The sequence below is a fragment of the Belliella filtrata genome, from assembly GCF_022549775.1.
In the GTDB taxonomy this organism is placed as follows: Bacteria; Bacteroidota; Bacteroidia; order Cytophagales; family Cyclobacteriaceae; genus Belliella; species Belliella filtrata.
Genome location: NZ_JAKZGP010000001.1, coordinates 82446 through 96656, shown reverse-complemented (window position 1 = coordinate 96656; position 14211 = coordinate 82446). Strand labels below are relative to the sequence as shown.

The following is a 14211-nucleotide window of genomic DNA, read 5'->3' as shown; positions in this document are numbered from 1 at the left end:
ATACATAGCGTAGCAGCATATTCCTGTTTTATTGCCTACCTTCTATGATTTCTTGAACTACTTCTGGATCTAGTAAGGTAGAGGTATCACCTAGGTTGTCTACAGTACCTTCTGCTACTTTTCTCAAAATCCTTCGCATGATTTTTCCAGATCTAGTCTTAGGAAGTCCAGAGACAATTTGGATTTTGTCAGGCTTAGCAATCGGTCCGATGATTTTTGATACTGTATCTTTAATCTCATTGGTGAGGTTCTCCTCGGTCCTATTTTTCATATCACAGATTACATAGGCATAGATTCCCTGGCCTTTTACCTCATGAGGATAGCCCACCACAGCTGACTCCACCACCAGTGGGTGCTCATTGATAGCGTTTTCTACCTCTGCGGTACCCATACGGTGTCCAGATACATTTATCACATCATCCACTCTTCCCAGTATTCTGTAGTAGCCATCGTGATCTCTTTTGACACCATCACCTGTGAAGTACATGTCTTTGTAAGTGGAAAAGTAGGTTTGCTTACACCGCTCATGATCTCCATAAGTAGTTCTTATCATGCTGGGCCATGGGAATTTAATACATAGGTTTCCTTCTACTGAGTTGCCTTTCAGTTCATTACCTTCAGCGTCTACGATACAAAGCTGTATTCCTGGTAGGGGAAGGGTAGCATAAGCTGGCTTGGTAGGTGTGATACCTGCGATTGGTGAAACTAAAATCCCGCCAGTTTCTGTTTGCCACCAGGTGTCTACGATAGGGCACCTAGATTTTCCGACATGTGTATGATACCAATTCCATGCTTCTTCATTGATTGGTTCTCCGACTGACCCGAGTACCTTGAGTGAGCTTAAGTCGTATGGTTCGATCGGTTCAGTACCATGTGCTTGAAGCGCTCGGATTGCTGTAGGGGCTGTGTAGAACTGATTGACTTTGTGCTTTTCTACTACAGACCAAAATCTTCCTGCATCTGGAAATGTAGGAACTCCCTCAAACATCAAAGTAGTCGCACCTGCCAAAAGTGGCCCATAGACAATGTAAGAGTGACCTGTGATCCATCCCACGTCAGCTGTACACCAATATACATCCCCTGGTGTATACTGAAAGACGTTTTCGAATGAATACTTGGTATAAACCATATATCCCCCCACGGTATGTACTACACCCTTTGGTTTTCCTGTAGACCCAGAAGTGTATAGAATGAAAAGCATGTCTTCACTATCAGTCTCTACCGCTTCATGCTGTTCAGAGACTCCTTCGACTAGTTCATGCCACCAGAAATCCCTTCCTGATTTCATGCTAACTTCTTGATGAGTTCTTTGATATACAATCACCGTGTCCACAGTCACTTTTTCAAGGGCTTCATCTACTACTGCTTTGACAGCAATTTTTTTACTTCCTCTGAAATTTCCATCTGAAGTTAGTACAGCTTTCGCTTTACAATCTTCGATTCTATCAGCCAGTGAGGAAGAACTGAATCCAGCAAAGACAACAGAATGTACAGCTCCGATTCTGGCACATGCAAGCATTGCAACGGCAGCTTCAGGAATCATTGGCATATAGATGATTACCCTATCACCTTTTTTGATGCCTTTTTCTTGAAGTACGTTCGAAAATTTACATACTTCTGTATGCAATTCCCTATAGGTCAGTGTTCTACCTGCTTCACTAGGATCATTGGGCTCCCAGATGATAGCTGGTCTATCTCCTATGGTGTAAAGGTGACGCTCTAGGATATTTTCAGTGATATTTAGTTTTGCATTGACAAACCATTTCACATCTGGTTCTTCAAAGTTCCAGTCTAGTACCTTGTCCCAGCGCTTTTTCCAGTGAAATGAGTCTGCTATTCTTGCCCAAAATTCTTCAGGTTGGGCTACTGATTTTTGATATTCATGAAAATACCCACTAAGGGTGTGAATTCTATCGCTCATAGTTTTGGTTATTTTGATGAGTTGATTTTATGATTTTCGTTTTATTTCAATGCTCTTAATCTTAGCTTATTTTGCCAATTTACTTTTGAGTTGTCCGATATATATTTTGGAAAACCTAAGCTTTTCTAGAAGCTATTAGGTATTCAAGAAGGATCAGTGAGTAGGTTTCTAACCTTTGAAATCAAATCCTTGTTGCCAAATGGCTTGGTTAAGTATAAATCAGCACCAGTTTCAAGCCCTTTTTCAATATCTTGAATTTTGCTTTTAGCTGTCAAGAATACGACTTTGACTGCTTCGTTTTTTTCTTTGATATACTTACAAACTTCATAGCCATCCACTTTTGGCATCATGATGTCCAAAATCACAAGCTCTGGAGGATCTGCATCTATGATACCAATGGCCTCTTCCCCATCTCTTGCTATGTATACCTTGAATCCCTCTTTTTTGAATAGGTATTCTAAAGAGAGTAGAATGTTGGGTTCGTCATCTACTATTAGAATTTTGTTCATCGGTTTTTCTTTGAGTTTGTTGATAATGTAAGGGTAAGCTAAATTCAAAACAGGTCATGCCATCCATCCGGTCTACCCTTATTGTCCCGCGGTGATAGGCGATGATCTTTTTAGAAATGGCAAGGCCAAGTCCGCTACCTATTGGTTTTTTACTTGTTTGATTTTTGGCTTGGAAAAACTTATCGAAAATGAATGGAATTTCTTCTTCTGGAATTCCTTTGCCATCATCTTTGATTGTCACAATCAATTGATTTTGAGTATTCTTTGCCTCGAATGAAATGTTTCTTGAGGCAAATTTTGAAGCATTTGACATGAGGTTCAAGATCACTTGTGTGATTCGGTCTTGATCCAGTATCATTTCAATATTTTCCAAGTGCATAGCAACAGTTAATTCAAGCCCTTTGTCTTTAATCACTTGTGCGATGCTATTTACTGCTTGGGTCAAAAGGGGTTTTATCGCTACTTTTTCTAAGTTCAATTCTTGCTTTCCAGAATCGAATCTTTCCAAGTCAAGGACTTGATCGATTAGTCTGGTCATTCTGCTGGTCTCCTGAATAATGATGTCTAAGAATTTTCTACTTTCTTCTTTAGACAGGTTTTCTTCTTCCTCACGAAGAATTTCTGAAAAGGCCCGAATAGAAGTAATCGGGGTTTTCATTTCATGAGTGACAGTAGAAATAAACTCGTCCTTCAGCATGTCGTTTAGACGAAGTGATTGATTGAGGTCTTGGAGCTCTTCTGTAGCCTTCTTTAAGGCTTGACTTTTGGCTTTGAGTTCGTTATTCAATGATTTGAGCTCTTGTGTCTCCTTGAGGATGCCTAATACTTCCTCCATTGTAATCTCCTCTTCTTTCACTACCGAAGAAACCAAGATGCGGGCGGAGGCTGCCCCGATGATTCCAGACAAAAGCCTTTCAGAATAATTGACCAATGCAGGATCAACCATTTCATTTTGGTTTAGCATTTTGCCTGTACTCTTTTCAAATTCCTCCAAAACTTGATTGGTTCGTTCTTTTCCAATAAAACTATTGAGTAATTTCTTCAAATCATAAAGGTATGCTTGACCTTTCCAAATCACCACATTATCCATCGTCTCACTGTGTTTGAAGATGTCTACAAAGACTGCGGCTTGGTTATGTTCCTTAGAAGTTTGATCCACCAAGAGACTTAGCACGGTATATAATATCAAGTTCACAGAAAGACTGAAAAACAGACCATGAGTAATGTAACTCAAGTCATTGAATCCGAGAAGACCATAAGGCCTCAGCCAGCCTATACCAAGTAAGCCTTCAGTCATTAGCGATTCGTTTACATAGCCTGCAGTGACCATAGTAGGTATTACCAAAGTGTAAAACCAAATGATAAACCCTCCTACAATTCCTGCCAAAGCACCCACTCTAGCGCCTCTTTTCCAGAATATCCCTCCAATGATTGCAGGAGCAAACTGTGCGATGGCCACAAATGAAATCAAACCTATGCTGACCAAAGTGAATTGACCAGCTACATGCCTGTAATAAAGATAAGCCGCTAGAATAATGCCGAAAATGGCCAATCTTCGAGTCCAAATCAAGATTTTTCCAAGCTGGGGCTGATTTTGTGCTTGAAAATGTTTGCTTAGCAATAGGCTAGGCATTACCAAGTTGTTGCTTATCATGGTACTCAATGCTATCGTTGACACGATGATCATTCCTGTGGCTGCGGAGAATCCTCCGAGAAATACCAACAATGCCAACCATTTCTGATCAAAGGCTATAGGAAATGCTAGTACAAAAGTATCTGCTTCAAAACTCCCCGACGGAAAATAGACCAATCCTCCAAGTGCAATTGGCATCACGAACAAATTAATAAGTAATAGATACATAGGGAATAACCACATGGCTGTATCTATGTGCTTTTCATTGGTGTTTTCAATCACCCCCATTTGAAACTGTCTCGGGAGGAATAATATTGCCATCATCGACAGTGTTGACATCCAAAACCATTCCGTAGTGCTGCCCTCACCTTGCATTTGAAAAAGACTACTTAGTCCCACAGCTTCCGCTTGATCAAAAATCTCCACGACTCCATCAAATACAAAAAAACTTACGAATACCCCTACCACTAAGAAGGCTAGAAGTTTGAAAATGGATTCAAAGGCTACAGCCATCACCATACCTTCATGCTGCGCTGTGGCTTCAATGTCTCGCGTACCAAAAAGCACAGTAAACAAGGCTAGTCCCATGGCCAGATAGAATGCTGTATCTTGGTAGAATGGAACGCCTTGCAAAACACCAATTCCTGATGCTCCTTGGAGAATCTCAAAAGAGCTCGCCACCCCTTTAATTTGTATCGAGGCATAAGGCAAAATGCCGAGGAGGCAAACTACGGTGACGACTCCACCCAAGGTGATGTTTTTCCCATACCTGCTGGAAATGAAATCGGCTATAGAAGAGATTCGTTGTACTTTTGAAATTCGGATGATCTTTCTCATGATCAGCCACCACAGGGGAGCGATCAGACTCGGACCAATGTAAATCGTCAAAAACTCTAGTCCATTGGTAGCTGCTCTTCCCACCGATCCATAATAGGTCCACACAGTACAGTATACCGCCAAAGTCAATGCATAGATCGCTGGATGATTGGACAGCCTTTTGCCTTGCTTGGCTTTCAGTTCTGAAAACCAAGCTATAGCAAATAGCAAAGCCAAATAGCCGAAAGTGAAGAAGATGATGATCAGGTTGCTAAACATCTTTTTTGGTTCTCTTGATGATGATGAATGTCAACAATATCAATCCAATCCAAACGCTAAAAACACAGAAATACAATACAGGTATCCCAAGCCACCTGCTTTGGATGTCGAATATTGCCAACATTGGATAGTTCAAAAGAAACATTCCAAGAAAAAATAATGCCCATAAATACTGTGATTTCAGACTTTCCTTCATTCCTAACTTTCTTGAGAAGTGATTAGCATCATTAATTTACACTTTTTGATTGGATGTGTCACCATTTTTTAGACCTTCTTTATAGTATGTGATTACTGATCAATGATCATGAGCACCCCCTGCACCCCTTGGAATCCTGATCTCTTGAATCATTTCTTGGACGGCTTGCGGTGGTGCAGGTGTCAACATGGATACGATATAGCAAACTAGAAAATTTAGCAACATCCCTACACTTCCTATACCTTCTGGAGATATTCCAAACAAGTAATAATCAGCGCTAACCAAGTCAGGAGATAATCCAAAGAGCGTAATTCCGAACTTGAAATATACAATGTAAACTAGGGTGAATATCAAGCCTGAAAGCATTCCTGAAATGGCTCCTTGTTTGTTCATCCGAGTGGAAAATATTCCCATGATGATCACAGGGAAAAACGATGCAGCGGCCAGACCAAAAGCAAATGCAACTACTTCAGCTACAAAGCCAGGAGGATTTACCCCAAAATACCCAGCAAGTACCACAGCTCCAGCTGCCGAAATCCTTGCTATCCAGAGTTCTCTTTTTTCTGTCATTTGAGGACTGAAAGTTCTAAAGAGATCTCTAGATACTGAAGTCGAAATTACCAATAGTAATCCAGCGGCGGTAGAAAGTGCTGCAGCCATTCCTCCAGCTGCTACCAAACCGATAACCCAGTTTGGTAGATTGGCAATTTCGGGGCTGGCTAGTACCATGATGTCTTTGTCAATATTGAGCTCATTGATATCAGGATTTGCTGCATACTGCACGACACCATCTCCATTTTTATCCTCTATGCTGATCAGGCTTGTTTTTTCCCAGTTATCCACCCAAGCTGGTAATTCATTTACAGGTTGGCTTGCCACAGTATCTATGGCATTGTATATTCCAAAAGCTGCTACTGCTGGCGCTGTAGTGTACAGTATGGCAATAAACACCAATGCGTATCCTGCAGATAGTCTGGCATCCTTTACCCTAGGCACGGTAAAGAACCTTACGATCACGTGAGGAAGACCAGCTGTTCCCACCATCAATGCCAATGTAATGGCAAATATGTCTGACATGCCTTTTCTTCCTGAAGTGTAAGCTGCAAAGCCCAACTCTGTGAGCACCCCGTCAAGTTTGTCCAATAAATATGATCCATCCGCCACTGTGCCTCCCAGTCCTAGCTGAGGAATAGGGTTACTGGTCAGTTGCATCGAAACAAAAATTGCTGGGACCATAAATGCAAAAATCAGCACGCAATATTGTGCCACTTGAGTGTAGGTGATCCCTTTCATTCCACCTAATACTGCGTAGAAGAATACGATACACATTCCTATGATCACACCTGTATTGATGTCGACTTCCAAATACCGGGAAAAAACAATCCCAACGCCTCTCATTTGTCCAGCTACGTAGGTGAATGATATGAAAAGGGCACAAACTACCGCCACCACACGGGCTTTGTTAGAATAGTACCTGTCTCCAACAAAATCTGGAACTGTAAATTTCCCAAACTTCCTAAGATACGGAGCGAGAAGCAATGCAAGTAAAACATAGCCCCCTGTCCACCCCATCAAGTAAACTGACCCATCATATCCAGAGAATGATATGATTCCAGCCATAGAAATGAATGATGCTGCCGACATCCAGTCAGCGGCAGTTGCCATGCCATTGGCTAAAGGAGACACTCCGCCGCCTGCTGTATAGAATTCTTTTGTAGATCCAGCTCTTGTATAGATTGCAATGCCTATGTAAAGTGCAAAGGATAAGCCTACAAGTATGTAAGTCCAAGTTAAAATGTCCATTTTATAGTATTTTGGGTGGTTTATTGTTCGTTTACATCAAATTCTTTGTCAAGCTTATTCATCTTGTAGACATAGATGAATATCAAGACCACAAATGCATAAATAGCGCCTTGTTGGGCAAACCAAAATCCTAATTTAAATCCTCCGATTCTGATGTGGTTGAGTGGCTCGACTAGTAGGATTCCAAATCCAAATGAGACTGTAAACCAGACGGTCAATAGTACCCCAAGTATCTTCAGGTTCTTTTTCCAATAGGCTTCTTTGCTTGATTTTAATGGTGTCATGGTTGTTGGGTTTTTGGTGATTGTTATAAGAAAATATGTGTTTGTAATATAAATTCGGAAGCGGATCCAGATCTGCTATATTGTTCAAAAATTGGTCTTTGGCTGTATTGAAGGGTTATCTTAGCTTGATGTGCATTGATGTAGTAATTCAAGCCCAGGTCATATTGCCAAGATCCCTCGTCAAAATATTCAAAGTTTTTGTGAGTGACAGCAGTGTAAGGTTGAAGCTTACCTTTGTCCTTGAGTATTTTTTTTGGGAGCAAATAGCCACTTTGAATGTAGAAGATATTTCCAGTACCAATGGTTGGTTGGGCATTTCCTGGTCCATTTTGTGAGGAGCCTTGTCCCATTCCCACATTCATGATTCCAATGTTTCGGATATAGTTAGGACCAAAATCATAATGGTAAAACACAGCATAACTGGTCAATGCAGTTCCAGCTAATTTGTTTATAGGCAAGTCTAGAAAGCTGTCTAATCCAAAAAGCTTCATGTCATGAAACTGGACTTGATTTGAAGAATTGAAAGAACTCATGGCTTTGGGGTGGTGGTGCCATCCTCCACCGATATTGAAAACCCTCTTGCTTCCCAAATATGATCCTACGAAATACGGTAGCTTATTATCCTCAGTATCCCAAAATTGATAAGCAATATATCCTTGTGTAGCCCAATTTTCATTTACAATATGATTTGAAACAGGTCTATTGCGCTCAGAGTCAAAACTCCCCCCATTACCCACTGCAAATGGCTTATTGACTGCGAGCCTATAGTCCCACTTGTTGACTTGACCCTTAGTATAGAAGCCAAATTGACGAGCAAACTGATCTGTCATTTCAATTAAAGGCCAATTGAAAATTGGAGCATCAAGTGTCATGAAATTCAAAGTACTTGCACTAGACATTCTAGAGATTCCATTCCAGTAATGAAGGCCAAGTCCTGCATACAGCTCTGGCAGGATTTTGAATTCTGTCCAGATATCATGAAAAAAAAGTTGAGGCTTTTTTGCCGACATTCCATTAGCTGAGCCTATACCGTTGATTGGGTCAACTTGAACAGGGATACCACCAGGATTTCCAGTGAACCCACCACCAGGTACCCCGCCTGTTCTAAATGTTTGATTGTTGATTCCCCAATGGGACAATATCATAAATCGAGGTGAAATCTCTGCATATGCCAATACCCTAGCTCTACGGATTCCGATATCAGAAGTAGCTCTTTGTGGATTTCCGGCTGCATCAAGTGTTCCGGGATTGTTTTGGATAACTCTTGCCCACATTTGATTCCAAAAAAGAAATCGAATGTACTTATTTCCCTCTTCATCAAGCTTGAGTGTAAGAGGCTTGTATGTATGGTCTACAAAATCTTCTTGTTCATCTTTAATTGGACTCTTGGTGTTGATTTGTTGAGCTAATCCTGTGGAGGTAAAGAACATCAATGCATAACCAAGTATGGAGGGTAAGTGATTTTTCATGGTCTATGGCTATTTGGGTGATTTCACACATTAATGGGTAATGTTGTGAACTCCAATTTGATAAGAAGCCCTTAAAAAGAAAAGTTGATGATAGATTTTTGCTAATTGAGTATACAATTCTCTTCTCAAAGCAATTGTGGAACTCAATTTCTGGAATCAGAAGTAAAAGGTGTATTGGATATGTGAATTTAAAGCATCAGGAAAAAATGATTTGATTCTGCCTCAAAATCTGCAATATATTTCAGTAATAGATTGATTTATAGCGGAAAAAAACCTTGTAGGTCTTACTCAAAAATTTATAATAGCTGATTGGGGTATTAAAAGCCTGAAAGGTCCACGGATTTTACATACTATCTGTTTTTAAACCTTTCCCATTTGATAATCATGAACTTGTCACCAAGCTCTGTGATCAGCATACCAGTATCTAGTAAGTTTTCTTTGATAGCCATGAATTTGACCAATTCTGTATGGTTCAGCACTTTATAGGTAGGGCGGTAATCATAACTTTCTGGGGCTTTGATTTTATATTGCTTTACCCAGTTCATCACTGAAACGTGACTTACTCCCAATATCCTTTCTATTTCGCGATAAGAAATTCCCTCGATATAAAGTTGTAAAGCTTTGACTACGTAGTATTTGTCAATTGCTTTTCCTATTTTATTCACAGTGAAGTGATAGCTGCAGCGCTTACATTTAAATCGCTGCCGACCACCTACTATACCACTTTTCACTACTTTGGTATGGTCACATTTGGGACAAATTGGCTGTTCCATAGTTTATTTTTGGGTTCGGTATATCAATTTAGCGAAAGTATAATATTTTAGCAATAATACAAGAGTTTATGCTGGATAATTTCCTAAACATGAACACAATACCCAAATTTTTCCATGAGCAAGGCGTGCTAAGCCAATAATTCAAAACCTATCGCAAGACCAAATGCAATCATAGAGATGATCACTTTATTCAAGTGAAATCGGTGATCAGGACTACTTTCAAAAAAAATGGTAGTAGAAATGTGCAAGAATCCTCCTGCTACCATGCCATAAAACACATTTAAGGCACCTCTACCGATCAAATCTGTTTCATAAAGAAAGGAGCTCGCCCACATTCCCAACGGACTTGCCAGTGCAAATATTACTAACAGCACAAGTACCCATCTTTTTTTCAATGCAGTCATCAGTACCGCTACCAAAGCAAAAGCTTCTGGCCCCTTATGCAGCATGATCCCAAAAAGAAGATTGTTGCTACCATGGTGGTGATGGTGATGATGCCCCTCATGGCTATGATCATGAAGTGCAAGCATCCCATCATGTGACAGGAGAGTACCTTCCAAAAAGGCATGCAGGAAAAGGCCAATCATCAATGTCCATACGCCTGATTCTATTCCATGATGATGTCCATGGTGATGAATATGACCATGCTCTACACCAGAAGACAATAATTCGAGTATCTGCTGAAGTAAAAAACCCAAAAGAATGTACAAGCCCATAAACCTGGCATCCTCTGTACCTACAAATAGTTCAGGCAAAATGTGCATTACCGTAATGGCAAATAAATAAGAGCCAGCAAACACCAATACCAACTTGAAGTAGCGCTCTTGCCAGTTGGGTAGAAAATAAGCTAAACCACCCGCTATCAGGGCAGTAAAGAAGAGCAAAAGGAAGTTGAATAACATATTAGGAATAATCCGTGATTTATACTAATTGGTTCAATTAAGTGAAAAGGATAAATATGGCTTGATCCCCTCACTTGCATGAGACTTGATCTCTCCTGATTCATCACTGTAGATAAGATAAAATTCAAAGTTTGATTTGGCTTGTAATGCTATAGCTTCTTCTTTTCCCATTACCATGATTGCAGTAGCTAAAGCATCAGCTCTCATACAATTTTCAGCGAGCACTGTTGCGCTTAGTAAGTTGTGCCTAACAGGTCTGCCTGTTTTAGGATTTATGGTATGAGAAATTTTCAAACCGTCCACTTCGTAGTAGTTACGATAGTTGCCAGAAGTAGCCATTCCTCTATTTTCTAAGGCTATGATACCAAATAGCTCTTCTGAATTATTGTCTTCAGACGGGGTATTCACACCCACTTTCCACAATTCTCCATTCTCATTTACACCACGTGCTACAAGCTCTCCCCCGATTTCGACAAGCATGTTTTCTATTCCCATGCTTTCTAAATAGGATGCTATTACATCTACCCCATATCCTTTGGCTATGGCAGAGAAGTCTAAGTGCATCTCATTCATTGGTTTCCATGCCTTTACTTGATCAAAAGAAATCAAGCCAAAGTTTACATACTGTAGCATGTTATCAATATTCACACTATCCTTGAGTTGAGGGCCTTCTGGACCAAAACCCCATAGGTCAGTAAGTGGTCCTACAGTAGGATCGAAGGCACCTGCTGTGATCTCGTGAATCGTTTTACTCTCTTCTAAAATGGGCAAAAAATAGCCTGAATTGAAGTATAATGTGTCCGTCTGATTGAACTGGCTGATCTCGGAAGTTTTGATATAAGTGGACATGGATTGATTGAAATCCACAAGAACAGAATCAATCTCTTTTTTGAAATCTCGCTCTGCTATATCGAGATACACGATTCTATAGCTTGTCCCCATGGTACTTCCAGTCAGCACTATTTTGCCCGTCGCCAATTCTACAGCTTCTTCCTCTGGCTTATTTTGGTTTTGCCTGTAGAGGTAAACTACAGCCACGAGGAGCAAAAGGATAATAGAATAAATGATATTTTTATTGGCGTTACTTCTCATTGTCAAATTTTTTGCGAAAGTTAATGCTATTTTTTCAAAAGTGAGGAAGTAGGTGTCAACAGATTGCAATAACATTGCAGTTTTGATTACTAATAGAATGTTTATTCCCCTTCGTTGATTTTTTTATCTTTGTAGCTAGACCAGTTCAAAGTATGCGAGAAGATTATTTGAGTGGTGATTCCGATCATCTAAGTTCATCCGATAGAGAAATAGAGAAGGCATTGAGACCATTGAGCTTTGACGATTTTACAGGACAATTTAAGATTGTAGAAAACCTAAAAATCTTCGTGGCGGCAGCAAAGAGACGGCAAGAGCCATTGGATCACGTTTTGCTTCATGGCCCTCCAGGTCTAGGCAAGACCACACTTTCCAATATTATTGCCAATGAGCTAGAAGCTGGGATAAAGATCACTTCTGGACCCGTTTTGGATAAGCCTTCTGATTTGGCTGGACTGTTGACCAACTTGGAGGAGGGTGATGTGCTATTTATAGACGAAATTCACCGTCTCAATCCTATTGTGGAGGAATACTTGTATTCGGCAATGGAGGACTTTCGCATTGACATCATGCTTGATTCTGGCCCCAACGCTCGAACTGTTCAGATATCTCTGAGTCCATTTACACTCATTGGAGCTACTACAAGATCTGGCTTATTGACTTCTCCACTGAGGGCTAGATTTGGGATCAATTCAAGGCTTGAATATTATGATGCCAAGCTTCTGACAGATATTGTGACTAGGTCTTCAGGAATACTTAAGACCCCAATAGATGAGGTGGCGGCTTATGAGATAGCCAGAAGAAGTAGGGGTACACCAAGGATCGCCAACATGCTTTTGCGAAGGACGAGAGATTTTGCTGAGATAAAAGGAAATGGAAAGATTACGCTCGAAATAGCCAAGATTGCATTGGAAGCCTTAGATGTCGATGAAAATGGACTAGATGAAATGGACAATAGAATACTACTGACCATTATTGAAAAGTTCAAAGGTGGCCCTGTAGGTCTAAGCACTATAGCTACGGCTTGTAGTGAGGAAGCGGAGACCATTGAGGAAGTCTATGAGCCGTTTCTGATTCAGGAGGGCTATCTCAAGAGAACTTCGAGAGGTAGAATGGCTACAGAGTTAGCATACAAGCATCTCAAAATCAAAGCAGACTTCGGTGGTCAAACAGGCAATTTGTTTTCTTAATATAGCTTCGCTGAAATAATGTTGAAATATGCCTCTACACTAACGATAGACAGGTTTGGGAAATAATATTATCGTGAAATATGCAGGAATGTACAAGATCCTATCATATCTGTTAACCCAAATATTTCTACAATATTTCAAATTTATTTCTATTTTGTTTCCAAATATTTCAAACCTATTTCTAAAACATTCCTACCATCTTTTCGAAAAAATCAACCTTTGTATTTCCAATAAATGAGCTTAACGACTTCTAAAGAAAAATATGCCCAAATCATAAAATCCCAGGCCAAAAGTCTGGGCTTTGACTTTTGTGGTATAGCCAAAGCGGAGTTTTTAGAGGAGGATGCACCAAAGCTTGAAAATTGGCTCAATCAAAATTATCATGGTCAAATGGCCTATTTGGCTAATCATTTTGATAAGCGCTTGGATCCCGCGAAGCTGGTGGATGGTGCAAAGACAGTCGTGAGCTTAATTTATAATTACTATCCAGATAAGCCAATAGCTGCGGTAGAGGGAACTTATAAGATTGCAAAGTATGCATATGGCAAAGACTACCATTTTGTGATCAAAGACAAGCTTAAGGTATTGCTGGAAAACCTGCAAGAACAAATTGGAGAAATAGGAGGTCGTGCCTTTGTTGATTCAGCTCCCGTGATGGAGCGTCAATGGGCGCAAAAATCAGGCTTGGGCTGGACAGGTAAAAACAGCCTTCTACTCAATAGGAATATGGGGAGTTTTTTCTTTTTGGCTGAATTGATCATTGATTTGGAAGTGAGTCCTGATACACCATTGGCAAAGGATTATTGCGGAACATGTACCAAATGTATCGATGCCTGCCCCACAGATGCGATCGTACAGCCAGGAGTGGTGGATAGCTCCAAATGCATCTCCTACTTCACCATAGAACTCAAAGACCAAATCCCTGAAGAAGTCAAAGGCAAATTCGAAAATTGGATATTTGGCTGTGATATATGTCAGGATGTATGCCCATGGAATAGGTTTTCGAAGGCACACCAAGAGCCTGCATTTTTGCCTCATCCAGAGCTGGAAGGATTCACTTCAAGAGACTGGGAAGAAATTACTCAGGAAACTTTCAATAAAGTCTTTCAAAAATCAGCTGTAAAGCGAACAAAACTGGAAGGCTTGAAGAGGAATATTTCGTTTGTGAAAAAGTAAAAGGTGTTCTTAGAAAAAAGCTAAAATATTAATCCTAATTTTTCAAATTCATGGCCTCAGGGATAAAAAAGCATCTTTTTCACCCCTACCCATTAAGATTCCTCCCAAATTCCTACTTTTTTCCACCCTTAGCAATACCCATTTGGCAGAATCCAGAGCCTAGTTTTGCTG

Annotated in this window: 12 protein-coding genes; 2 read left to right on the top strand and 10 right to left on the bottom strand. The window is 40.3% G+C overall.

The window, feature by feature from the left end:
- Positions 1-28 precede the first annotated feature (28 nt).
- From acs to MM239_RS00375, 10 genes are all read right to left on the bottom strand, one after another.
- A complete protein-coding gene (gene acs / locus MM239_RS00420) occupies positions 29-1921 on the bottom strand; it encodes an acetate--CoA ligase (RefSeq protein WP_241345784.1) in 1893 nt (630 codons plus the stop codon).
- Positions 1922-2064: 143 nt separating this feature from the next.
- The gene (locus tag MM239_RS00415; RefSeq protein ID WP_241345783.1) at positions 2065-2430 is read right to left on the bottom strand and encodes a response regulator transcription factor; all 366 of its coding nucleotides are present in this window, start codon (positions 2428-2430) and stop codon (positions 2065-2067) included.
- Positions 2405-5158 (bottom strand): sensor histidine kinase, encoded by a 2754-nt coding sequence (locus MM239_RS00410; RefSeq protein WP_241345782.1) that lies wholly within the window; start codon positions 5156-5158, stop codon positions 2405-2407. Before MM239_RS00410 ends, MM239_RS00415 begins: the two co-directional genes overlap by 26 nt.
- A complete protein-coding gene (locus MM239_RS00405; RefSeq protein WP_241345781.1) occupies positions 5151-5354 on the bottom strand; it encodes a hypothetical protein in 204 nt (67 codons plus the stop codon). The genes MM239_RS00410 and MM239_RS00405 overlap by 8 nt, the downstream gene beginning before the upstream one ends.
- 99 nt (positions 5355-5453) lie before the next feature.
- Positions 5454-7157 (bottom strand): sodium:solute symporter family protein, encoded by a 1704-nt coding sequence (locus MM239_RS00400; protein ID WP_241345780.1) that lies wholly within the window; start codon positions 7155-7157, stop codon positions 5454-5456.
- A 20-nt stretch (positions 7158-7177) separates the two neighbouring features.
- The gene (locus tag MM239_RS00395) at positions 7178-7441 is read right to left on the bottom strand and encodes a DUF4212 domain-containing protein (protein WP_241345779.1); all 264 of its coding nucleotides are present in this window, start codon (positions 7439-7441) and stop codon (positions 7178-7180) included.
- 23 nt (positions 7442-7464) lie between these two features.
- On the bottom strand, positions 7465-8910 hold the full coding sequence (locus MM239_RS00390) for a porin (protein ID WP_241345778.1): 1446 nt from the start codon (positions 8908-8910) through the stop codon (positions 7465-7467).
- A 350-nt stretch (positions 8911-9260) separates the two neighbouring features.
- Positions 9261-9683 (bottom strand): IS1/IS1595 family N-terminal zinc-binding domain-containing protein, encoded by a 423-nt coding sequence (locus tag MM239_RS00385; protein WP_241296754.1) that lies wholly within the window; start codon positions 9681-9683, stop codon positions 9261-9263.
- A 128-nt stretch (positions 9684-9811) separates the two neighbouring features.
- Positions 9812-10585 (bottom strand): ZIP family metal transporter, encoded by a 774-nt coding sequence (locus tag MM239_RS00380; protein WP_241345777.1) that lies wholly within the window; start codon positions 10583-10585, stop codon positions 9812-9814.
- Between the two features lie 33 nt (positions 10586-10618).
- The gene (locus MM239_RS00375; protein WP_241345776.1) at positions 10619-11677 is read right to left on the bottom strand and encodes an FAD:protein FMN transferase; all 1059 of its coding nucleotides are present in this window, start codon (positions 11675-11677) and stop codon (positions 10619-10621) included.
- A 152-nt stretch (positions 11678-11829) separates the two neighbouring features.
- Here MM239_RS00375 and ruvB point away from each other — a divergent pair, with 152 nt between their 5' ends.
- Together ruvB and queG are read left to right on the top strand one after the other, a co-directional pair.
- Positions 11830-12864, top strand: coding sequence for a Holliday junction branch migration DNA helicase RuvB (ruvB, locus tag MM239_RS00370; RefSeq protein WP_241345775.1), 1035 nt, complete (start codon positions 11830-11832; stop codon positions 12862-12864).
- Between the two features lie 234 nt (positions 12865-13098).
- The gene (gene queG, locus MM239_RS00365; RefSeq protein WP_241345774.1) at positions 13099-14040 is read left to right on the top strand and encodes a tRNA epoxyqueuosine(34) reductase QueG; all 942 of its coding nucleotides are present in this window, start codon (positions 13099-13101) and stop codon (positions 14038-14040) included.
- The last annotated feature ends 171 nt before the right edge of the window (positions 14041-14211 follow it).